Source organism: Streptomyces avidinii (genome assembly GCF_014650695.1).
GTDB lineage: Bacteria > Actinomycetota > Actinomycetes > Streptomycetales > Streptomycetaceae > Streptomyces > Streptomyces avidinii.
Genome location: NZ_BMVL01000017.1, coordinates 77,352 through 98,453, shown reverse-complemented (window position 1 = coordinate 98,453; position 21,102 = coordinate 77,352). Strand labels below are relative to the sequence as shown.

Below are 21,102 nucleotides of genomic sequence, written 5' to 3'. Positions count from 1 at the left end.
GAAATGGATCAGATCACCGCACGGCGGTGATCTGATCGTTATCCGGATTTGAGCGTCCGCTGAGCGAACGGTGTTCCCGCTTGAGGATTCTCAGAGGGTTTCGATCAAGGTTTCCTGGAGGCCGCCGAGCCAGAGGTACGCCATCACCATCGGCTTGCGCGGGTCCTCGTCCGGCAGCCGGAACAGCGTCGCGCTCTCGTCGTCCTCGGTGATGTCCAGGCGGGCCGCGATGGTCAGCCGCAGGTCGTTGAGCGCGCCGAGCCAGCGCAGCGGCAGCTCGCCGGACAGCTCCAGCACCGCCGCCCCGTCGCCGGCCGGGGTGAGCCCGTCCAGGCTGCGTACGACCGCGAGCGCGTCCTCGCGCTTGCGGGCGCGCAGGTCGTTCTCGGTGAAGCGACGGAACTCCGCGGAGCGGGCCTCCAGCTCCTGCGGGTCCACCCCCTTGTCGCCGGTCCCGTCCGGGGCGCCGTAAGCGTCGGGGAAGAGCCGGGCCAGCGCCGGGTCGGACGGGGGCTCGGAGGGGCCCTCGGCGAACAGCGCGGCGAGCGGGTCGGCGTCCTCGGCGGGCTCCGGCGCACCGGGGCCGATCAACTCCAGCAACTGGACTGCCAGGGAGCGCAGGATGGAGATCTCGATCTCGTCGAGCGCGATGGCGGCGCCGCCGCCCTTCATGGACTCGAAGGTGCCGCCCATCAGTTGCGGTCCTGCGAGAGGGTCGCCCACAGGCCGTAGCCGTGCATGGCCTGCACGTCGCGCTCCATTTCCTCGCGGGTGCCGCTGGAAACGACGGCCCGCCCCTTGTGATGGACGTCGAGCATCAGCTTGTGCGCCACGTCCTTCGAATAGCCGAAGTACGCCTGGAACACGTACGCCACGTAGCTCATGAGGTTGACCGGGTCGTTGTGCACCAGGGTCACCCAGGGGACGTCGGGTTCGGGGACCGCGAAGGTCTCTTCGGCGGATTCGGTGCGTTCGATCTCAACAGGAGCAACACTCACTCGTCCCATGCTGCCACCTCGACTGCGCCGCCGCCCAAACAGGGGCCGGACGGCCCCCGTCACCGACCGCTCTTCTGCCCCGTGACGGGCCGGTCTCACAATCGACACCTACATCTCGTCACTTTGACGAAATGTGCGCTAGCATCCCAGCCATGAACCCTGCGGACCTGGGCCTGCCGGTGGACGTGCCGTCGACAGCGCTCTTCACGGACCATTACGAGCTCACGATGTTGCAGGCCGCCCTGGCCAACGGCACCGCCGACCGACGCTCGGTCTTCGAGGTGTTCACCCGGCGGCTGCCCGAAGGACGCCGCTACGGGGTGGTCGCCGGAACCGGGCGGGTGCTCGACGCGGTGGAGAACTTCCGCTTCGACGGCGCGGTGCTGGAGTTCCTGCGCGAGCGGGCCGTCGTCGACATGCGGACCCTGGACTGGCTGGCCTCGTACCGCTTCTCCGGCGACATCTGGGGCTACCCGGAGGGGGAGGTCTACTTCCCCGGCTCCCCCGTCCTGCGGGTGGAGGGCAGCTTCGCCGAGTGCGTGCTGCTGGAGACCGTGATCCTGTCGATCCTGAACCACGACTCGGCGATCGCCGCGGCCGCCTCCCGGATGTCCTCGGCGGCGGGCGGACGCCCGCTGATCGAGATGGGCGCCCGGCGCACCCACGAGCTGGCGGCCGTCGCCGCGTCGCGGGCCGCGTACGTGGGCGGCTTCACCTCCACCTCGGACCTGGCGGCCGGCTTCCGGTACGGGATCCCGACCGTCGGCACCAGCGCCCACGCCTTCACCCTGGTCCACGACAGCGAGCGGGACGCCTTCACCGCGCAGGTGGCCTCGCTGGGCCGCGGCACCACCCTGCTGGTGGACACGTACGACGTGGCGGAGGCGGTCCGCACGGCGGTGGAGATCGCCGGACCGGAGCTGGGCGCGGTCCGGATCGACTCCGGCGACCTGCTGCTGGTCGCCCACCGGGTGCGGCAGCAGCTCGACGAGCTCGGCGCGACCTCGACGAAGATCGTGGTCACCTCGGACCTCGACGAGTACGCCATCGCCTCGCTGGCGGCGGCCCCCGTGGACGCGTACGGCGTGGGCACCCAGCTGGTGACCGGCAGCGGGCACCCGACGTGCTCGATGGTCTACAAGCTGGTGGCCCGGGCCACCTCGGCAGACCCCAAGGCGGCGCTGGCGCCGGTGGCGAAGAAGTCCACGGGCGGGAAGACCTCGATCGGCGGCCGCAAGTGGGCGGCGCGGCGACGGGACGCGGAGGGGGTGGCGGAGGCGGAGGTGATCGGTGTGGGGCCGGTGCCGGCGGCCCTGGCCGATCACCAGCTCCTGACCCAGCTGGTCAAGGCGGGCGAGGTGATCGCCCGCGAGCCGCTGGAGGCGGCCCGGGACCGCCACCGCGCGGTGCGGGCCGCGCTGCCCCTGTCGGCGACGCAGCTCTCCCGCGGCGAGGCGGTGCTCCCCACGGAGTACGTCTGACCCTGCGGGCCGCTGCGGGAGCTCCGCCCCGAACCCCGCGCCTCGAACGCCGGAGGGGCTGTTTCGAGCCCCGCCGGCGTTCGAGGCGCGGGCGCGGAGCGCCCGTGGCGGGTCTGGGGCAGGGCCCCAGTTTCGGGAAGGGGCGGGGTGGGGGAAGAGCCCCCCGCAAGGCCCGCCGCAGCACACCATCAAGCCGAAGGGCACGCGAAATGCACCGCGCACTGATCGTCGTCGACGTACAGAACGACTTCTGCGAGGGCGGCAGCCTCGCGGTCACCGGCGGAGCCGACGTCGCCGCCGCCGTCACCGAGTACATCGGCCAGGCCACGCCCGCGTACCGGCACGTGGTCGCCACCCGCGACCACCACGTCGACCCCGGGTCGCACTTCGCCCGCCCCCCGGCCGAGCCGGACTACGAGACGTCCTGGCCCGTGCACTGCGTCGCCGGGACCGAGGGCGTGGGCTTCCACCCGAACTTCGCCCCCGCCGTCGCCTCGGGAGCCGTCTCCGCCGTCTTCGACAAGGGCGCGTACGAGGCCGCGTACAGCGGCTTCGAGGGCGCCGACGAGAACGGGACGGGGCTCGGCCAGTGGCTGCGGGACCGGCAGGTCACCGAGGTGGACGTGGTCGGCATCGCCACCGACCACTGCGTGCGGGCCACCGCCCTCGACGCCGCCCGCGCCGGCTTCGGCACGCGCGTCCTGCTGGACCTGACCGCCGCCGTGGCCCCGCACACGACCGCACGGGCCCTGGACGAGCTCCGTGCGGCCGGGGTGACCCTCGTCGGCGACCAGGGCCCCCGGACGACCTCCTAGGTACCCAGCAGGGCCCGGATGGGGTGCCAGAGCTCCTGCGCCCGGTCGGGTGCGCCGCGCCAGAGCAGCCCGTCCGGGTGGTGCAGGACGGCCGTGACCTCGTCCGGCGTCGGCGGGTGCGCGTTGCCACGCAGGTACACCGCCCGCATCCCGAGGTTCCGCAGCCTGGTCAGGGCGCGGGCCCGGTTCGCGGCGTGCACCAGCACGCGGACATTTCCACCTTCTCCGGACGGCCTCGGCAGCATGAGTGCAACCACCACACTGCCGCCCGGCAATCTGACAAAACCTCCGCCTGGCATGGCTGTCATCTCCCCCGTCAATAAGAAACTCGTACCGGGCATCTAAACGCGAACGGCCGCCGCCCGCTAGAGGGCGACGGCCGATCATGCTTTGACCTGCGGTTTTACCGAGTTACTTCGAGGAGGGGCCGACCTCGATGGTCATGACCTCACCGTCGTAGGTCTCCTTCAGGATCTTGATCTTGGTGTTGGTGTCAGTGACCTTCACCGATCCGGTCGGGTTCTCGTCGTAGTAGTACTTGCCCTTGTGGTCGTCGAAGACCAGGTTGGCGGGCTTCGGCTTCAGGAACAGCTCCTCGCCGTTCTTGTGCAGCGTGAAGGCATCCGTGGAGTACGCGCTGAAGGTGGCGTCGTACGGCTGGATCTTGTTGCGCAGCAGGGTGCCGTCCGCCCACTTCATGGGCTTGGCGTTGGCGTCGATCGGGAGGATCAGACCCTGGCCCGGGTGGACGCTGGTGTTGTTGTCCTTCTGGCTGGTGTCCCACTGCCAGATGAGCATGCCGTCCTGGTACGGGTAGTGCTCGACCCAGTCCGGCTTGGTGTTGCCGAAGCCGAAGTTGTACGGACCCACCTTGAGGGTGGAGTCGTACGACACGTAGCGGCGGTTCTCGGCCAGGTAGTACTGCGCGTACTCCTTGGTGAAGCCGCTGCCGATGCGCGAGAAGCCCTTGCCGGTCCAGCCGTTGTCGCCGTTCTCGGCGCCGTCGGTGAACAGCGCGGAGCCGTCCGCGGTGAGGGTCACGGCGTCGGCCGCGAAGCCCTTGCCGCCCGCGCCGCCGTCCGTCTGGTAGCGGAAGCGGAGGTCGACCTTCTTGCCCGCGTAGGCGTCGAGCGGGAAGTTCAGGTTCTTCCAGGCACCCGAGACACCGGTGAGCGACGGGCTGCCGGAGGCGTCGGCCGGGATGGCCGTGCCGTCGGCGGTGCCGGCGAGGGCGGTCCAGGTGGCGCCGCCGTCCGTGGACACCTCGGTGTAGAGGTAGTCGTAGTCGGCCTCGATGTCCCACCAGCCCTTGAGGGACAGGGCGGCGGACTTCTTGCCCGTCAGGTCGACGGAGCGGGTGAGGGTGTTCTTGAGGTCGTCACCCATGTTGCTCCACCACTGGGCGGAGCCCTCGGCGGGAGCGACGATGTCCGTCTGGACCTTCTTCTTGGGCAGCTCGACGACCAGCGCCTGCTTGTCCTTGGTGTTGAACGCCGACACACCCAGCTTGTGGGTGGACTTCGTCGCGGCCTTGGCCGTGTCGTAGTTCAGCCAGCCCAGCTGCAGCTTGTCCCAGGCGGTCATGTCGCCCGGGAGGTCGCCGATGGAGTCCTTGCCCTTGCCGAGCCAGGAACCGGCCGACATCAGGGACCAGAAGCCGACGCTGTTGTCGCCGCCACCGGAGGTGTCGTACAGGTCGGGCAGGCCGAGGTCGTGGCCGTACTCGTGCGCGAAGACGCCGAGGCCGCCGTTCTCGGGCTGCATCGTGTAGTCGCCGACCCAGATGCCGGTGCTGCCGATCTGGGTGCCGCCGGCCTTGTTGTTGTCCGGGCCGGTCTTGCCCGCCGCGGTGCCGTAGGCGTACCAGCGGTGCGCCCACAGCGCGTCGGGGCCCTGCACGCCGCCACCGGCCGACTCGTCCTCGCCCGCGTGGACGATCTGGAAGTGGTCGATGTAGCCGTCGGGCTCGTTGAAGTTGCCGTCGCCGTCGAAGTCGTAGCGGTCCCACTGGTCGTACTGGGACAGCTGCGCCTTGATCTGCGCGTCGGTCTTGCCGGCCTTCTTCTGCGCGTCGGACCAAGCGGTGACGCCGTCCTTGACGGTGTCCCACACGTTGGAGCAGTTGCTCTGGCCGCAGAAGTTGGAGCCGTAACGGGCCTCGTTGTACGGGACCTTGACCCAGTCGGCGACCTCGCCCTCGACCGAGTAGCGGCCCGAGGAGGTCTTCTCGTAGTAGGTCTTCAGCGAGTCCTTGCCCTGACCCGTGGCGAAGTACAGGTCCTGGAAGTACTGACGGCTGAAGTCCTTGCGCCAGGCCGTGCTGTTGTCCTTGGCGCGGTCCGGCTGGGCGATCGTGTTGTGCATCGGACCGGGGGTGCCGCCGTACTTCGGGACGGCCGGCTTCGGGCCGGGGCCGTCCGGGTCGTGCATGGTCGTGCTGTCGACCTGGTCGCCGAACTCGACGAGGATCGTGAAGATCTTGTCGGTCTTCTCGCGGCCGAGCTCGACGTACTTCTTGTCGTCCAGCTTGACGACCTTGGAGGCGCCGCGCTGCTCGACGCCCTTCTTGCCCTGGAGCACCTGGTCCAGAGCGGCCTTGCGCTGCTGGGCCTGCTGCTCGCTGAACGGGCCCTTGAGGTCGTGCTCGACGACCTTGGCAGGAGCGGTGGGGTCCTGCCCGTCAGACACGGGCGCGGCCTGGGTCTTGCCCTCGGCCTGGGCCGCGCTGACGGTGAAGAAGGTGGCGCTTGTCGCACAAGCAGCCATGGTCACGGTGACGGCGGCAGCGCGTATCGCACGCCGTCTGGCGGAGTTGCTGGTCACTTGATGTCGTTCCCCTCCCGCGGCCGCAACGTTGGTCGGAACTTCTCCATAGGAGCGGGGGGTTCCGCGCGGCGCGCGTCTCAAGTGACGACATTTGACCGGAGGGAAGCCAGAAAAGACAGACCTTGACTTGACCCTTACAACTGCACTATGCGGTCAGGGAGTTCCGCTATCCGGACGTTCCACAGCCATACGGGGCGAACGGCGCTTCCCGACCCCGCTGACGGTCCGTCCCGTCCCCCTTTCTCCCCCCGGCATCGCCCGGAAAATGATGCCGTGCGCCCCCTGTGCTCCGGCACCGTGTGTTAGGTCACGCATACCGGCGGTCCGACTCGGGCATCCCGTCGTAGAGTCACTTGACACGCGAACTGGTTGAGCCGACTCCCCCTCCCCTCCTGAGGACGGATATCGCCATGCCGCGACCGACTGCCGCACAGCTCGCGTACGGGTCCGCCACGGTCGTCGTGTCGACGATCGCCATGCTGCTGCTCTCGCAGACGACCACCGGCCTCGGCGTCGCGGTCATCTCGGCCGCGGCGCTCGCCCTGGGTCTGCTCGTCGCCCTCACCGTGCCGCTCCCGCGGCGCCGCGGCCGCCATGCGGCCCGTACGGGCGCCCCCGCGGCCGCCGGAACCCCCGCGGCCCGGGAGGGCGCGACCGGGACCGCCCGGGTGCCCGAGCCCCGGACGGCCACGGCCGAACACCCCGTCCACCACTGACGGACCACGCCCGACGCGGCGCGGGCGGCCTCCCCGGAGGGAGACCGCCCGCGTTGCGCTGCGCGCTGCCCGCGCCCTCGGCCTAGGTGGTGGCCCGGACCACGACCGTCTTGGCCACCTTGTCGTGCAGGCCCTGCTTGTACGGCTTGTCGACCAGGATCGAGACGATCAGCGCGATCGGCCACAGGCAGGCGCAGCACAGCAGCGTCGGCAGCCAGAGGACCGCCGCCCGGGTGAGGGAGGCGCTGGAGTTCGGCACGCTGCCGTCGTTGAGCATCGCGACGCGCAGGCCCATGGCCTTCTTGCCGACCGTCTGGCCGTTCTTCTTGGTGAACCACCAGTCGTAGCCGACGTACGCGAGGATCGAGATCAGGGTCATCACCAGGCCGCTGCCGCTGTAGGACCGGGTGACCACCTCGCTGACGTCCTCGCCCTGGTCGGTGTCGAACCGGTAGCGGTTCGTCCCGAAGGCCAGCTGGATGAGCGCCAGCGGGATCGCGATGATCACGACGTCGATGATGCGGGCGAGGAGCCTCTTGCCGAAGTCGGCGAGCGGGGGCATCCCGGCGAGCGGGTCGGGCATGCCGTAGCCGCCGCTCCCGCCGTACGGGTCCCCGCCGCCGTACGGGGGCGGCGGTGGCGGATATCCCCCGCCGCCACCCGGGCCTCCGGGCGGGGGCGGCGGCGCACCGCCGCTTCCTGGGGGCGGCGAGCCGTACGGCGAACCGCCCGACGGAGGCGTCGGTTCCTGGGGCTTCTTGAGGAACGGGTCGTCCTCGGGCGGCTGGCCCGGCGGCGGCTGGTCGGTACTCATGGCCCGAGTCGAACCCGGCTCCGGCAGCCCCGCAACGGGACCGCGTCCATTTGGGGGGAGGGCCCGCCCCGGGGACTGCGGGACGCCCTCAGCGGGCCACGTAGGTCCCGGCCGCCTTGTCGTGCCAGGCCTGCCGGCGCGGGCGGTCCACGAGGCACCAGAGGCTGCCCGGAAGGCCGAGGAGTGCGTACACCAGCCAGCGGCGCAGGGCCGCGCCGAAGGTGGGCGGGCGCAGGGTGGCGGTGGCCAGGACCCGGACGCCCAGCAGCTTCTTGCCCGGGGTGCGGCCCCAACGGGCGGTGGGCAGTGCCTCGTACAGGACCCCGAAGAGGAGGACCGCGCCGAGGACCAGCCCCAGCTGGCCGGCGATGGTCGCGTCGAGGAGCCACACGGTGGTGGTGCGGCCGCTCACCCGGGCGGCGTCCACCTTGGCCTCCACGTGGGCGGCGGCCCGGGGCAGCAGGGGCCGGGCGACGGCGGCCGCGACGGCGGCGAGGACGAGGGAGTCCAGGGCGCGGGCCACGGCGCGGCGCACCAGCCCGGCGGGGCGCACGGCCCGTTCGGCCATGCGCTCGAACACCTCCCGGGGCGTACGGGCCCCGGCGGGCCGGGAGCCGGAGTCGCCCGGGGCTGCCTCCTCGGGCCGGCGCGGCTCGGGCGTCCGCGGCCGCGGCTCCGCGGCGATCCTCGGGCGCACTCCGGCCGGGCGCGGGGCCCACACCTCGGGCCGGTCGGCGGCCGGGGCTTCGGGGGCGGGAGCCGGCGCGGGAGCGGGAGCGGGAGCGGGAGCGGGAGCTGCCGGGCGGGTCCGGGACGGCGCGGGCGCCGGTGCGGGGGCAGGGGCGGGGGCAGGGGCGGCGGCGACCGCCTCGGGCCACGAGGAGGTGAGTCCGGACCCACCGGCTCCGGGGGCGTCGGGCCACTCCGGTGCCGGGGCCGGGGCCGGGGCCGGGTTCTGGGCGGCCGGGGAGCGCACGGACAGGATCCCGGCGGAGGCCTGCTCGGGGCGTCTCGCAGCGGCCGCGGCGGGGGCGGCCGCGGCGGCCGCCGTCCGGGCCAGGGAGATGCCCGCGGACCGCGGGGCGGCTTCCGCAACCGGTGCGGCAACAGGTTCCGGATCGGCTTCCGCTTCGGGTTCCGGATCCGGCGCGCTGCCCCACGACACCCGGTGGTCCCGGGGCCCGCCGAAGCCGGCCTGGTGCACGGGGTCGGCCTGCCACACCACGGGCTCCGCGGCCGCCTCGGCAACGGGCGCGGGGGCGGGGGCGGGAGCGGGGACATGGGCGGGTGCCGGTGCAGGCACCGGCACGGGCACGGGCTCCGGGAGCGCCTCGGTCATGGAGGTCTCGTCCAGGAACACCGGCCCGGTCTCGTCCGCGCGCGGCGCGTGCCCGCCACGGGCCGCCGGGGTGGCCGGGGCGGCCGAAGTCGCCGGGGCGGCGACGGGAGCGGGCGCGGCGGGTGCCGGTTGCGGGGCAGGGCGGCTCGTACCCGGAACCCAGGCCGCGCCGTTCCAGTAGCGGATGTACCCCGGGATGGACGGATCCGGGTAGTAGCCCTCGCGGGCCGCGTGCTCGCCGTCACCAGGGGAGGCCGTCATGTCCCCAACTCCGATCGTGGCTTGAGGCTTGTGCAAGGGAGGACCATAGCCAAGAACCGCCCCCCGACAGGTCCGGTAACGGGAGAATCCAAGCAAACGAGCGAACGACACCCTGCACGACGGTTTTCGGTCAACCGAACGAAATCGGCCAATCTCCGGTTCGCTTCCGAAAGTCGCGTCATACCCGGGCACACCGGTGCTCTCTCCGGGTGTGGGGCGCCGTCCGGCCCCGCACACCGAACCGAAGTGAGGCCGTCATGCACCACCCCGTCATCGAGCGCGAGCTGGAACTGAAGCTGGTCCTGTCCCCCGAGCGCAGCATCCCCGTCCCCGCGCGGCTCCTCTACCTCACGGACGACCCGTACGCCGTGCACATCACCTTCCACACGGGCTCCCACACCCCCGTCAACTGGACCTTCGCCCGCGAGCTGCTCGTCGAGGGCGTGTTCCGCCCCTGCGGTCACGGCGACGTCCGGATCTGGCCCACCAAGGTCGACAACAAGGCCGTGCTCTGCATGGCGCTCACCTCCCCCGACGGCGACGCCCTCCTGGAGGCACCCGCGACCTCCGTGTCGGCCTGGCTGGAGCGCACCCTGCGCGTCGTCCCGCCCGGCACCGAGGCCGAACGGCTCGGCCTGGACGCCGCGCTGGCCGAGCTCCTCACCCCGACCCCGGCCGACGACCTGTGGCTGCGCGACCCGTGGCCGTCGGACGAGTCGGCGGACGGCGAGCTGTGATCCCGGGCGACCGCACGCCCGGCCGCCGCCGCCCTGCGCGGGACGCGTCAGAAGAGCTTGCCCGGGTTGAGCAGTCCCAGGGGGTCGAAGGCCTGCTTGACGGCCCGCTGCATCTCCATTCCCACCGGACCGAGTTCGCGGGCCAGCCACTCCTTCTTCAGCACGCCGACCCCGTGCTCGCCGGTGATGGTCCCGCCCAGGGAGAGGCCGAGCGCCATGATCTCGCCGAAGGACTCGCGGGCCCGCCGCGTCTCGTCCTCGTCCGCGGGGTCGAAGCAGACGATCGGGTGGGTGTTGCCGTCCCCGGCGTGCGCGCAGACGCCGATGAGCAGGTTCTGGGCGCGGGCGATGGCGGCCGTCCCGTCGAGCATCTCACCGAGCCGCGAGCGCGGTACGCACACGTCGTCGATCATCGTCGCGGGCCGCAGCGCCTCCAGCGCGGGGAAGGACATCCGCCGCGCCTGGAGCAGCAGTTCGGACTCCGCCTCGTCCTCGGCGGGCACGACGGCGGTGGCCCCGGCGGCCGTGCACAGCTCCCCGACGGCCGCGAGGTCCTCGGGGGCGTGCGGGGTGTCGAAGGCGGCCAGCAGCAGGGCCTCCGTGGACTCCGGGAGCCCCATCTTGCCGAGCCGGTTGACGGCGTGGACGGTCGTACGGTCCATCAGCTCCAGCAGCGAGGGGGTCAGGCCCGCCTCCATGACGGCGCACACGGCCTCGCAGGCGGCTGCGACGGAGGGGAACTCGGCGGCCAGCGCCAGCTGCCGGGGCGGCGCCGGACGCAGGGCGAGGACGGCCCGGACCACGACGCCCAGGCTGCCCTCCGAGCCCACGAACAGGCGGGTCAGGTCGTAGCCGGCCACGCCCTTGGCGGTGCGCCGGCCCGTGCGCAGCAGCCGCCCGTCGGCCAGGACCACGTCGAGGCCGAGCACGTACTCGGCGGTGACCCCGTACTTGACGCAGCACAGGCCGCCCGAGGCGGTGCCGATGTTGCCGCCGATGGTGCACTGCTCCCAGCTGGAGGGGTCGGGCGGGTAGTACAGGCCCTGGCGGGCGACCTCGCGCGAGAGCACGGCGTTCACCACGCCCGGCTCGACCACCGCGATCCGGTCGACGGCGCTGATCTCCAGGATCCGGTCCATCTTGACGAGCGAGAGCACGATGCAGCCGTCGGAGGCGTTGGCGCCGCCCGACAGGCCCGTCCGGGCACCCTGCGGGACCACGGGGACCCGTAGGGCGGTGGCGGTGCGCAGGACGTGCTGGACCTGTTCCACGGTCCGGGGCAGGACGACGGCCGCCGGGGTGCCGGCGGCGCAGAAGCTGGCCATGTCGGTGGCGTAGGAGGTGGTCACCTGGGGATCGGTGAGCAGGGCCTCGGCGGGGAGCCCTTCGAGCAGGCCGGCCCGCAGACGTGCGAAGAGAGCGTCATCCATGGGACCAGCGTGGCACCCGGGGCCATCGGTGTGAACACGCCCGCGCCCCACTTCGGACACCTCGGCGAACTCTTCATATTGACGCACAGTGACCCCATGGACCGTATCGACGAGGAATCGCAGACCCCGGCGCCGCCCGTGACCTTCACCGGCCGCAAGACGCTCGTGGCGGCCGCGGTCGCCGTGGTCCTGATCGCCGGGGCCCTGCTGATCCGGCCCGCCAGGACCGATGACGACGCCCGCCCGCCCCGGCCGAGCGAGCGCGCCGCCTCCGCCGTGGGGATGGGCGCGCCCGCGGCGGTGGTGGACCTGAAGGCGCTGGTCACGGACCGGGAGAAGTGGCTGGCGGGGCATCCGGACGACGAGGCCTCGTGGGCCGTCCTCGGCTCCGCCTACCTCGAACAGGCGCGGCGCACGGCCGATTCGGGCTGGTTCCCGAGGGCGGAGAAGGCCCTGAAACGGTCGCTGGAGGCCCGCCCGGCCGAGAAGGGCAACCTCGACGCGATGACGGCCATGGGCGCGCTGGCCAACGCCCGGCGGGACTTCGGGACGGCCCGCAAGTGGGGCGAGCTCGTACGGGCGCAGGCACCCAAGCGGTGGACGGCGTACCCGGTGCTGGTGGACGCGTACACCGGGCTCGGCGACTACAAGGGCGCGCAGAAGGCGATGGAGCTGCTGCTGGAGATGCGGCCGGGCCTGGTCGCGTACGTCAGGGCCTCGCAGGTCTACCGGGACCGCGGCTGGCGCGAGGACGCGGTGATGGCGATGGAGCACGCGGCGGGGGCGGCGAAGGCCCCGGCGGAGAAGGCGTACGCGCTGTTCCGGCTCGGGGAGCTGTCGTGGGAGCGGGGCGACCCGGCGGAGGCCCTGCGGCAGTACGAGGGCGCGCTGCGCACGGATCCGGCGCAGGCGGAGGCCCTCGGCGGGCGGGCCCGCGCGCTGGCGGCGCTGGGGCGCGGCGGGGAGGCGGTACGGGACTACCGGATGGCGCTGGGACGCACTCCGGTGCCGCAGCTGGCGCGGGAGCTGGGCGAGCTGCTGGACTCGCTGGGCCGCGGGCAGGAGGCGCGCGCGCAGTACGGGACGCTGGCCACGATGGCGGCCCGGGACGACCGCAACGGGGTGGACGACGACGTGGTCCTCGGCCTGTACGAGGCGGACCACGGCGATGCGACGGCGGCGGTCCGGCGGCTGTCGCAGGAGTGGTCACGGCACAAGAGCGTGCAGGTCGCGGACGCGCTGGGGTGGGCGCTGCACCAGGCCGGCGAGGACGAGGCGGCCTTGGAGTACGCGAAGAAGGCCACGGAACCGGGCCTGCGGAGTGCGGAGTTCGCCTTCCACCGGGCGATGATCGAGCGCGGTCTCGGCGACGAGGCGGCGGCTCGCCGCCACCTGGAGGAGGCCATGCGGACGAACCCGTACTTCTCGCCGCTGCGCGGGCCGCTGGCGAAGGAGGCACTGGCGGCGATCGCCGCGCCGCCGCCGGGGGGCCCGGAGAACATCCGGCCGACGGCCCCGTGGGTGGAACCGGAGCTCCCGAAGGCGGCGAAGCCGAAACCCACTCCGTCGGGGCGCTGAGGGGCTGAGGGGCTGAGATTTCAGCCTTGCCGGCGTTCGAGGCGCGGAGGTCCGGGGGCGGAGCCCCCGAAAGCACGGCGGCGCCGCACCCTGGAACGGGTGCGGCGCCGGGCCCCCCTCGGGCCGTACCGTGAAGACCCGCTGCGCGGTGCACCGGAGCGGTGCGTGCAGCGCGTCGCGTTCTGCGGGCCGAGCCGGAGGCTAGAGGTTGCCGCGCTTGTCCTGCTCGCGCTCGATCGCCTCGAACAGGGCCTTGAAGTTGCCCTTGCCGAAGCCCATCGAGCCGTGCCGCTCGATGATCTCGAAGAAGACCGTCGGGCGGTCCTGCACCGGCTTGGTGAAGATCTGCAGCAGGTACCCGTCCTCGTCGCGGTCCGCGAGGATCTTCAGCTCGCGGAGCTCGTCGATCGGCACGCGGGTGTCGCCGACCCACTCGCCGAGGGTGTCGTAGTACGTGTCCGGGACGGACAGGAACTGGACGCCCGCCGCACGCATCGTGCGGACCGTCGAGACGATGTCGTTCGAGGCCAGCGCGATGTGCTGGACACCGGGGCCGTTGTAGAACTCCAGGTACTCGTCGATCTGCGACTTCTTCTTCGCGATCGCCGGCTCGTTGATCGGGAACTTGACCTTCTTGGTGCCGTCCGCGACCACCTTGGACATCAGCGCCGAGTACTCGGTCGCGATGTCGTCGCCCACGAACTCCTTCATGTTCGTGAAGCCCATGACCTTGTTGTAGAACGCGACCCACTCGTTCATCCGGCCGAGCTCGACGTTGCCGACGCAGTGGTCGATGGCCTGGAAGGTGCGCTTCGCCGGGGGCTCGACGATCGGGTCGACGGCCACGTAACCCGGCAGGTACGGGCCGGTGTAGTCGCCGCGCTCGACCAGGGTGTGGCGGGTCTGGCCGTAGGTCGCGATGGCGGCCAGTACGACCGTGCCGTGCTCGTCCTTGACCTCGTACGGCTCGTCCAGGCCGCGGGCGCCCTGCTCGACGGCGTACGCGTACGCCGCGCGGACGTCCGGGACCTCGATGGCGAGGTCGATCACGCCGTCGCCGTGCTCGGCCACGTGCTCGTCGAGGAAGCGGCCGTGGTCGGTCGTCGCCTTGATGACCGAGGTCAGCACGAAGCGCGCGGAGCCGTTGGTCAGGACGTAGCTGGCCGTCTCGCGCGAGCCGGTCTCCGGTCCGGAGTAGGCCACGAGCTTCATGCCGAAGGCGGTCGAGTAGTAGTGCGCGGACTGCTTGGCGTTGCCGACGGCGAAGACGACCGCGTCCATGCCCTTCACCGGAAAGGGGTCTGCCTCACGCGCGGTGAGCGGGGTGGTTTCGAGGTTCGCCAGAGACTCAGTCATGAGCGCAGAGTCCCGCCGATCCACAAGCTGCGCAATAGTTTCCTGTTTGGCTGTACAAACTGCCCAGGATGACCGCAGGCTGGCTGAAACATCTGTGCACTATGACCACCCACGAGCACGCGTGGGCACTCGGAGGCGTCCATGGGCATCGACGAACTCGACGGCCGACTCATCGTCCTGCTCGCCCGCGAGCCGCGGATCGGGGTCCTGGAGGCCTCGCGCAGGCTCGGCGTGGCCCGCGGGACGGTGCAGGCACGCCTGGACCGGCTGCAGTCGAGCGGGGTGATCCGCGGGTTCGGCCCGCAGGTCGACCCGACGGCCCTCGGCTATCCGGTGACCGCCTTCGCGACGCTGGAGATCAAGCAGGGACAGGGGGCGGACGTACGGGCGCACCTGAACGGGGTGCCGGAGGTGCTGGAGCTGCACACCACGACCGGGCACGGGGACATGCTGTGCCGACTGGTGGCCCGGTCCAACGCCGACCTCCAGCGGGTGATCGACCGCGTCGTCGGCTTCGAGGGGATCGTGCGGGCGTCCACCGCCATCGTCATGGAGAACCCGGTACCACTGCGGATCATCCCGCTGGTGGAGCAGGCGGCGGAGGACGACAGTCGGGCCTGACATCCAAAGAAGACGTTGCAAAGAAACCCTTGCATAGAAATCTTTGCAACTCTATCGTCGAGCCATGCCCGAGAAGCCCGCAGAGCCCGCAGAGCCCGCAGAGCCCGCAGAGCCCGCAGAGCCCGCAGAGCCCAACGTCCGCACGCTCGACGCGCGTTCCCTGCGCGGCCTCGCCCACCCCCTGCGCATCCGCCTGCTGGCCGCCCTGCGCCACGACGGCCCCGCGACCGCCTCTCGGCTGGCCGATCGGCTCGGGGAATCGAGCGGCGCCACCAGCTACCACCTGCGCCAGCTCGCGGCGCACGGGTTCGTCGAGGACGCCCCGGAGCACGGCAAGGGCCGCGAGCGCTGGTGGCGGGCCGTGTACGACGGCACGGCGTTCGACGAGACGCTGACGCTCGACGAGGACCCGGCCGTGCGCGGTGCGGCGGACCTCTTCCTGCACGAGATCGCGACGATCCACACGCAGGAGCTGAGCACCTGGCTCGGCAACGCCCACAACTGGCCCCGGGAGTGGCGGCGCGGCGCGGACATGAGCGACTTCACCCTGCGCCTGACCGCCGAGCAGAGCCTCGAACTGATCCGCAAGATGCACGACCTGATCAACAGCTATCGCGACCTGCCGGCCTCGGAGGGCACGCGGGCGGTCCGCCTCCACACCCACGCCTTCCCGCGCGAGTCGGCCGAGTAGCGGCCCCGCCGCACCCGCCTGCCCCTCCCCCATCGATCCGAGGAGTCCTGCTGTGCACGCCTTAACACCGGATGGGCCGCCGCGCGCGGAGCGCCGTACGGACAAGCGCCCACTGGTCGGCGTACTGGCCGCCAACACCGTCTCCATCGCCGGGAGTTCACTCACCCTCATCGGCGTCCCGTGGTTCGTGCTCCAGACCACGGGCAGCGCCGGCCGGGCCGGGGTGGTCGCCTTCTGCGCCACCCTGCCCGTCATCGTGGCCGCCCTGGTCGGCGGACCGGTCATCGACCGGATAGGCCGCCGCCGGGTCTCCGTCGCCTCCGACCTGATCAGTGGAGTGTCGGTCGGCGCGATCCCGCTGCTGCACTACGCGGGCGTGCTGGAGTTCTGGATGCTGTGCGCGCTGATGGCCCTCGGCGGCCTCGTGCACACCCCGGGCCTGACCGCCCGGGCCGTGCTCCTGCCGAATCTCGCCGAGCACGCCGGCACCACCATCACCCGGGCCGCCGGCCTCTACGACGCGGTCTCGCGCGGCGCCCGGATGACCGGGGCCGCGGTGGCCGGCCTGCTCATCGCCGTGTTCGGCGCCGAGACCGTCCTGTTGCTGGACGCCGCGACCTTCGGGGCGTCGGCGCTGCTGGTCACCGCGTTCCTGCGCGGGGTCCCGGCCGCCGAACCGCAGCGCACCGCCGGGAAGGTGTCCGTCAGGGCGTACCGCGCCGAACTCGCCGAGGGCTGGGCCTTCATGGTCCGCACCCGGCTGCTGCTGGGCGTCACGGTGATGGTGATGATGACCAACGGCCTGGACCAGGGCTGGTCCTCGGTCCTCCTGCCGGTGCACGGCCGGGAGACCCTCGGCGGCGCCACCGCGATCGGCCTGATGATCTCCCTCTTCGGCGGCTTCGCACTGCTCGGCGCCCTGCTCTACGGCATGTGGGGCGAACGCTTCCCGCGCCGGGCGGTCTTCACGGCGGCCTTCCTGCTCTCCGGCGCGACCCGGTACGTGGTGGCCGCCGTCACCGACACGACGCTGCCGCTCGCGGTCACGATGGCGATGGCCGGCCTGGGCGCGGGCATGCTCAACCCGATCCTGACCACGGTCATGTACGAGCAGGTGCCGGAGGCGCTGCGCAGTCGCGTCTCGGGGGTGGCCACGGCGGGCTGCGAGCTGACCATGCCGTTGGGCGGGCTCGCGGCGGGTCTGCTGGTCGACGGGTTCGGGGTCGCCACGGCGCTGCTGCTGTTCGGCGGCACGTACCTGCTGACCACGCTCGCCCCGATGGTCTTCCCCGCCTGGCGCGGACTGGACGCGGCCCCGGATCCGGAGCCGGCCGTCAGCAGCTCGGGACAGGCTCTTCCCGGTTCAGTGCGCGAAGGGAGTTCACCGCATCCGTCAACGAAGTGACGGGGACGAGCCGCAGCCCCTCCGGAAGCTCCGACTGCGCGTCCGCGCACTCGGCCTTCGGTACGAGGAACACGCTCGCCCCGTCGCGCCGCGCGGCCTGGGTCTTCAGGGCCACCCCGCCGACCGCGCCGACCTGGCCGTCGGCGGTGATGGTGCCCGTACCGGCGATGCTGCGACCGCCGGTGAGATCGCCGCCGCTGCCGTCGCCGTCGAGCTTGTCGACGATGCCGAGGGAGAAGAGCAGCCCGGCACTCGGGCCGCCGACGTCGGCGAGGTTGAGATCGACCTTCACGTCCTTGGGGTCCTTGTGGAGAAAGCCGAGGGCCGCGTCGGCGGCGGCCGACTGCGACTTGGCCATTTCCTCCAGGTTGTGCTTCTCGATCTCCTCGTCGCTTCCGCCCGAGGAGTAGACGGCCTCCCTGGGCATGACCGCCTGATCCGTCTTGAACCAGTGCCCGACGAGCTCGTGCAGCTTCATGGACGAGGACGGACCGGTGGCCCGGATGGTGGTCATCCGCAGTTCGCCCTTGGTGTCCCGGACCGGGGCCCCGGTGACGCTGATGACGGGCTTGCCCTGGTCGGAGCCCAGAACATCGGCCGTCAGCCCGGGAATGGCGACCACGAAGGGCAGCGGCGCGAAGGCCGCGGCGACGAACAGCCCGAGCACGGGCACGGCGCAGACGGCCAGGGCGACGGGACGCGGCAGACGTGTGAGGCGTGAGAGCACTGGCCCAATCTATCCGCCCACCTCGGCCAACCCCGCCGACCCCTCCAGCCCCGCGGGCCGATCCAGCCCCGCCGGCGTTAGAGGCGCACCCACCCAGCCCCGCCGGCGTTTGAGGCGCACCCACCCAGCCCCGCCGGCGTTTGAGGCGCACCCACCCAGCCCCGCCGGCGTTTGAGGCGCACCCACCCAGCCCCGCCGGCGTTTGAGGCGCGGGGGTCCGGGGGCAGCGCCCCCGGCAACGGCGCCGCACCCGGCATCGGACCGACCGTCGGGCCCGCGGCTCGGCGCACGGCCCGCGGCCTAGCGAAGGGCGTCGGCGACCTCGCGCGCCGCATCGACCACCCGCGGCCCCACCCGCTCCGGCACCGCATCCGCCAGCATGACGACGCCGACGCTGCCCTCCAGCCCGGTGACGCCCACGAGCGGCGCGGCAGCGCCACTGGCGCCCGCTTCCAGCTCCCCGTGGGTCAGCGTGTACCCCGGCTCGATGAGGGAGCCCTGACGGGCTGCCAGGATGGCCCGCCCGGCGGCCCCGCGGTCCAGCGGGTGGCGGAAGCCTGCCCGGTAGGCCACGTGGTAGTCCGTCCAGGTCGGCTCCACGACGGCGACGGCGAGCGCCTCGGTGCCGTCGACGAGGGTCAGGTGCGCGGTGGCACCTATGTCCTCGGCGAGGGACCGCAGCGCGGGCAGGGCGGCCTCGCGTACGAGCGGATGGACCTGCCGGCCCAGCCGCAGCACGCCGAGGCCGACGCGGGCCCGGCCGCCGAGGTCACGGCGGACCAGGGCGTGCTGTTCGAGGGTCGCGAGGAGCCGGTAGACCACGGTGCGGTTCACACCGAGGCGGTTGGAGAGCTCGGTGACGGTCAGACCGTGGTCGGTGTCGGCGAGCAGTTTGAGGACTCTGAGCCCTCTGTCGAGAGTCTGGGAGGTTTCCGCGGTCACGACGCCTCTCCCTCTTTCGGTGAGCGGCGGTGACTCTCGGGGCGGCACGTCGCCGGTCCCGCGGCGACGCACGGAGAGGCCGCCGGTAGCGGCCAATGCACCGGCTGCGCTCCCGCGGCGGCGCTGCCACGGTGCGTTTGATGCGGGGACAGTAGCGAGCAGGTTCGCTCAGCGGAAGGGCTCGTCCAGAATCCGGGCGCGTGCTACCTGTTTATGCCGTTTCCTGATCGACCTCGGTGTCGTTTCGTGACCTCGATTGCCACAGGAGTCCTTCACCGCCTCATTGCCCCCGGGTGGGCGCCCCGCCCGGTCCGCCTCCCGAGGAGGTGTGCTTCCTTCGGCCCCGCCGGTGTCGACGTCGATGTCGAAAAGGACGAAGTCCCGGACCTCGAACTTCGGACGAAGGACGGGGTCCGTGCGAACCTCCGCACGGACCCCGTCCCCTTCTTCCGTTCCGCCGGACGGACTCACCGCATACGGGTGGCCCACTCCTGCACCTTCTTGATCCGCTCGCGCAGCTGCCCCGCCGTCGCCTCGGCGCTCGGCGGACCGCCGCACACCCGGCGCAGCTCCGTGTGGATCACCCCGTGCGGCTTGCCGCTCTGGTGGACGTACGCGCCCACCATCGTGTTCAGCGACTTCCGCAGTTCCAGCAGCTCCTTGTGCGAGACCACGGGCCGCCGGTCCGCCGGCAGCTCCAGCAGGTCCGCCTCCGCGTCCGGCTTGCGCCGGCTGTGCGCGATCTGGCGGGACTGCCGCTTCTGCAGCAGCATCTGCACCTGGTCCGGCTCCAGCAGCCCGGGGATGCCGAGGTAGTCCTGCTCCTCCTCGCTGCCCGGGTGCGCCTGCATGCCGAACTCGGCACCGTCGTAGAGGACCCGGTCGAAGACCGCGTCGGACTCCAGCGCCTCGAAGGACATCTGCTCGTCCTCGCCCGTGTCCGCGTCCTCCTGCTTGTTCGCCTCGTCCATCTCCTTCTCGGACTCGGCGTACGGGTCCTCCTCGCCCTGCTTCTTCGGCTTGTCGAGGACGTGGTCGCGCTCGACCTCCATCTCGTTCGCGAAGCCGAGGAGGTAGGGAATGGTCGGAAGGAACACGGACGCGGTCTCGCCGCGCCTGCGCGAGCGCACGAAACGCCCGACGGCCTGCGCGAAGAACAGGGGCGTCGAGATGGTGGTGGCGTAGACGCCCACCGCGAGGCGCGGTACGTCGACGCCCTCGGACACCATGCGGACCGCGACCATCCAGCGGCTGCCGTCCTCGCTGAACTCGTCGATCCGCTTCGACGCACCGGTGTCGTCGGACAGCACCACGGTCGCCTTGCTGCCCGTGATCTCCCGGAGCAGCTTGGCGTAGGCGCGCGCCGAGTCCTGGTCGGAGGCGATGACGAGGCCACCGGCGTCCGGGATGCCCTTGCGGACCTCCGTCAGCCGCTGGTCGGCGGCGCGCAGCACGTTCGGCATCCAGTCGCCGCGCGGGTCCAGCGCGGTGCGCCAGGCCTGGGAGATGGCGTCCTTGGTCATCGGCTCGCCGAGCCGGGCGGCGATCTCGTCGCCGGCCTTGGTCCGCCAGCGCATGTTGCCGCTGTAGGAGAGGAAGATGACCGGCCGGACGACGCCGTCGCCGAGCGCGTTCCCGTAGCCGTAGGTGTAGTCGGCGGAAGACCGCCGGATCCCGTCGTTGCCCTCTTCATAGGTCACGAAGGGAATGGGATTGGTGTCGGACCGGAAGGGCGTACCGGTCAGGGCCAGGCGCCGGGTGGCCGGGTCGAAGGCTTCCAGGCAGGCCTCGCCCCAGGACTTCGAGTCACCGGCGTGGTGGATCTCGTCGAGGATCACGAGGGTCTTGCGCTGCTCGCAGCGGTTGCGGTGCAGCATCGGCCGTACGCCGACACCGGCGTAGGTGACGGCGACCCCGTGGTAGTCCTTGCTGAGCGGTCCGGCGGAGTACTCCGGGTCGAGCCGGATACCTATCCGCGCCGCGGCTTCGGCCCACTGCTTCTTCAGGTGCTCGGTCGGCGCGACGACGGTCACCTGCTGCACGATGTGGTGGTGCAGCAGCCAGGAGGCGAGGGTGAGCGCGAAGGTGGTCTTGCCGGCGCCGGGCGTGGCGACCGCGAGGAAGTCCCGCGGCTGGTTCTGGATGTAGCGGTCGAGCGCCCCCTGCTGCCAGGCACGCAGCTTGTTGGCGGTACCCCAGGGGGCACGGCCGGGGAAGGCGGGTGAGAGATGGTGGGAGGCGGTAGTAGTCACGGTCTCCGGTTCGTGCTCTCGGCGTATCTGGTACGGGTGGCAGGCAGTCGTACGTAGGACAACCGGGCCACCCTACCGGCCCGGGCCCGCCCCTCGCGGAGGGACAGGCCCGT

General features: G+C 71.9%; 19 protein-coding genes. 8 read left to right on the top strand and 11 right to left on the bottom strand.

The features are described from left to right. Positions 1-90: 90 nt before the first annotated feature. Both IE257_RS32430 and clpS read right to left on the bottom strand, forming a co-directional pair. Positions 91-693, bottom strand: a complete 603-nt coding sequence (locus IE257_RS32430; RefSeq protein ID WP_189973412.1) for a DUF2017 domain-containing protein — start codon at positions 691-693, stop codon at positions 91-93. Next, entirely contained in the window at positions 693-1,007 is a 315-nt protein-coding gene (gene clpS, locus IE257_RS32425; RefSeq protein ID WP_030010601.1) for an ATP-dependent Clp protease adapter ClpS, read from the bottom strand. Before clpS ends, IE257_RS32430 begins: the two co-directional genes overlap by 1 nt. A 143-nt stretch (positions 1,008-1,150) precedes the next feature. On the opposite strand from clpS, the gene IE257_RS32420 reads away from it, so the two are divergent. Then, a complete protein-coding gene (locus tag IE257_RS32420; RefSeq protein WP_189973411.1) occupies positions 1,151-2,479 on the top strand; it encodes a nicotinate phosphoribosyltransferase in 1,329 nt (442 codons plus the stop codon). A 209-nt stretch (positions 2,480-2,688) separates the two neighbouring features. Continuing rightward, on the top strand, positions 2,689-3,294 hold the full coding sequence (locus tag IE257_RS32415; protein WP_189973410.1) for a nicotinamidase: 606 nt from the start codon (positions 2,689-2,691) through the stop codon (positions 3,292-3,294). On the opposite strand, the gene IE257_RS32410 is transcribed toward IE257_RS32415, so the two are convergent. Together IE257_RS32410 and IE257_RS32405 are read right to left on the bottom strand one after the other, a co-directional pair. Then, positions 3,291-3,593, bottom strand: coding sequence for a hypothetical protein (locus IE257_RS32410; RefSeq protein ID WP_030011756.1), 303 nt, complete (start codon positions 3,591-3,593; stop codon positions 3,291-3,293). The genes IE257_RS32415 and IE257_RS32410 overlap by 4 nt on opposite strands. Positions 3,594-3,705: 112 nt before the next feature. Further along, positions 3,706-6,060, bottom strand: a complete 2,355-nt coding sequence (locus tag IE257_RS32405) for an immune inhibitor A domain-containing protein (protein ID WP_189973485.1) — start codon at positions 6,058-6,060, stop codon at positions 3,706-3,708. Between the two features lie 470 nt (positions 6,061-6,530). Between IE257_RS32405 and IE257_RS32400 the strand changes: the two genes are divergently transcribed. Beyond that, positions 6,531-6,836: a hypothetical protein gene (locus IE257_RS32400; protein WP_189973409.1), complete on the top strand. Its 306-nt coding sequence runs from the start codon at positions 6,531-6,533 to the stop codon at positions 6,834-6,836. Between the two features lie 82 nt (positions 6,837-6,918). Here IE257_RS32400 and IE257_RS32395 read toward each other — a convergent pair whose 3' ends face one another. Next, positions 6,919-7,650: an RDD family protein gene (locus IE257_RS32395; RefSeq protein WP_189973408.1), complete on the bottom strand. Its 732-nt coding sequence runs from the start codon at positions 7,648-7,650 to the stop codon at positions 6,919-6,921. Between the two features lie 88 nt (positions 7,651-7,738). Then, positions 7,739-9,250 carry an RDD family protein gene (locus IE257_RS32390; protein WP_189973407.1) on the bottom strand — a complete coding sequence of 504 codons (1,512 nt, stop codon included), beginning with the start codon at positions 9,248-9,250 and terminating at the stop codon, positions 7,739-7,741. A 257-nt stretch (positions 9,251-9,507) separates the two neighbouring features. Here IE257_RS32390 and IE257_RS32385 point away from each other — a divergent pair, with 257 nt between their 5' ends. Then, positions 9,508-9,987, top strand: a complete 480-nt coding sequence (locus IE257_RS32385; RefSeq protein ID WP_189973406.1) for an SsgA family sporulation/cell division regulator — start codon at positions 9,508-9,510, stop codon at positions 9,985-9,987. A gap of 47 nt (positions 9,988-10,034) precedes the next feature. On the opposite strand, the gene IE257_RS32380 is transcribed toward IE257_RS32385, so the two are convergent. Continuing rightward, on the bottom strand, positions 10,035-11,417 hold the full coding sequence (locus IE257_RS32380) for an FAD-binding oxidoreductase (protein WP_189973405.1): 1,383 nt from the start codon (positions 11,415-11,417) through the stop codon (positions 10,035-10,037). 96 nt (positions 11,418-11,513) lie between these two features. Between IE257_RS32380 and IE257_RS32375 the strand changes: the two genes are divergently transcribed. Beyond that, positions 11,514-12,995, top strand: a complete 1,482-nt coding sequence (locus tag IE257_RS32375) for a tetratricopeptide repeat protein (protein ID WP_229920781.1) — start codon at positions 11,514-11,516, stop codon at positions 12,993-12,995. Positions 12,996-13,196: 201 nt separating this feature from the next. Here IE257_RS32375 and hppD read toward each other — a convergent pair whose 3' ends face one another. Beyond that, positions 13,197-14,351: a 4-hydroxyphenylpyruvate dioxygenase gene (gene hppD, locus IE257_RS32370; protein ID WP_189973404.1), complete on the bottom strand. Its 1,155-nt coding sequence runs from the start codon at positions 14,349-14,351 to the stop codon at positions 13,197-13,199. Positions 14,352-14,492: 141 nt separating this feature from the next. Between hppD and IE257_RS32365 the strand changes: the two genes are divergently transcribed. The 3 genes from IE257_RS32365 (at position 14,493) to IE257_RS32355 (ending at position 17,068) form a co-directional block, all read left to right on the top strand. Next, positions 14,493-14,972, top strand: a complete 480-nt coding sequence (locus IE257_RS32365; protein WP_189973403.1) for an Lrp/AsnC family transcriptional regulator — start codon at positions 14,493-14,495, stop codon at positions 14,970-14,972. Positions 14,973-15,036: 64 nt separating this feature from the next. Continuing rightward, a complete protein-coding gene (locus IE257_RS32360) occupies positions 15,037-15,663 on the top strand; it encodes an ArsR/SmtB family transcription factor (RefSeq protein ID WP_189973402.1) in 627 nt (208 codons plus the stop codon). 52 nt (positions 15,664-15,715) lie between these two features. Then, positions 15,716-17,068: an MFS transporter gene (locus IE257_RS32355; protein ID WP_372453109.1), complete on the top strand. Its 1,353-nt coding sequence runs from the start codon at positions 15,716-15,718 to the stop codon at positions 17,066-17,068. Here IE257_RS32355 and IE257_RS32350 read toward each other — a convergent pair. The 3 genes from IE257_RS32350 to IE257_RS32340 all read right to left on the bottom strand — a co-directional run bounded on the left by IE257_RS32350 (position 16,998) and on the right by IE257_RS32340 (position 20,989). Further along, positions 16,998-17,795, bottom strand: coding sequence for a S16 family serine protease (locus IE257_RS32350; protein WP_189973401.1), 798 nt, complete (start codon positions 17,793-17,795; stop codon positions 16,998-17,000). The two genes, IE257_RS32355 and IE257_RS32350, sit on opposite strands and share 71 nt — an antisense overlap. Positions 17,796-18,095: 300 nt before the next feature. Next, complete coding sequence (locus IE257_RS32345) at positions 18,096-18,737, bottom strand: IclR family transcriptional regulator (RefSeq protein ID WP_030388679.1); 642 nt, start codon at positions 18,735-18,737, stop codon at positions 18,096-18,098. 467 nt (positions 18,738-19,204) lie between these two features. Beyond that, positions 19,205-20,989 (bottom strand): DEAD/DEAH box helicase, encoded by a 1,785-nt coding sequence (locus IE257_RS32340; RefSeq protein ID WP_189973400.1) that lies wholly within the window; start codon positions 20,987-20,989, stop codon positions 19,205-19,207. Between the last annotated feature and the right edge of the window lie 113 nt (positions 20,990-21,102).

Excerpts from the sequence above, each read along its gene's own strand:
- IE257_RS32385 (WP_189973406.1), top strand. The coding sequence starts at position 9,508 with ATGCACCACCCCGTCATCGAGCGCGAGCTGGAACTGAAGCTGGTCCTG.
- IE257_RS32405 (WP_189973485.1), bottom strand. The coding sequence starts at position 6,060 with ATGGCTGCTTGTGCGACAAGCGCCACCTTCTTCACCGTCAGCGCGGCC.
- IE257_RS32360 (WP_189973402.1), top strand. The coding sequence starts at position 15,037 with ATGCCCGAGAAGCCCGCAGAGCCCGCAGAGCCCGCAGAGCCCGCAGAG.
- IE257_RS32400 (WP_189973409.1), top strand. The coding sequence starts at position 6,531 with ATGCCGCGACCGACTGCCGCACAGCTCGCGTACGGGTCCGCCACGGTC.
- hppD (WP_189973404.1), bottom strand. The coding sequence starts at position 14,351 with ATGACTGAGTCTCTGGCGAACCTCGAAACCACCCCGCTCACCGCGCGT.
- IE257_RS32365 (WP_189973403.1), top strand. The coding sequence starts at position 14,493 with ATGGGCATCGACGAACTCGACGGCCGACTCATCGTCCTGCTCGCCCGC.
- IE257_RS32380 (WP_189973405.1), bottom strand. The coding sequence starts at position 11,417 with ATGGATGACGCTCTCTTCGCACGTCTGCGGGCCGGCCTGCTCGAAGGG.
- IE257_RS32375 (WP_229920781.1), top strand. The coding sequence starts at position 11,514 with ATGGACCGTATCGACGAGGAATCGCAGACCCCGGCGCCGCCCGTGACC.
- IE257_RS32420 (WP_189973411.1), top strand. The coding sequence starts at position 1,151 with ATGAACCCTGCGGACCTGGGCCTGCCGGTGGACGTGCCGTCGACAGCG.
- IE257_RS32410 (WP_030011756.1), bottom strand. The coding sequence starts at position 3,593 with ATGCCAGGCGGAGGTTTTGTCAGATTGCCGGGCGGCAGTGTGGTGGTT.
- IE257_RS32390 (WP_189973407.1), bottom strand. The coding sequence starts at position 9,250 with ATGACGGCCTCCCCTGGTGACGGCGAGCACGCGGCCCGCGAGGGCTAC.
- clpS (WP_030010601.1), bottom strand. The coding sequence starts at position 1,007 with ATGGGACGAGTGAGTGTTGCTCCTGTTGAGATCGAACGCACCGAATCC.
- IE257_RS32415 (WP_189973410.1), top strand. The coding sequence starts at position 2,689 with ATGCACCGCGCACTGATCGTCGTCGACGTACAGAACGACTTCTGCGAG.
- IE257_RS32395 (WP_189973408.1), bottom strand. The coding sequence starts at position 7,650 with ATGAGTACCGACCAGCCGCCGCCGGGCCAGCCGCCCGAGGACGACCCG.
- IE257_RS32430 (WP_189973412.1), bottom strand. The coding sequence starts at position 693 with ATGGGCGGCACCTTCGAGTCCATGAAGGGCGGCGGCGCCGCCATCGCG.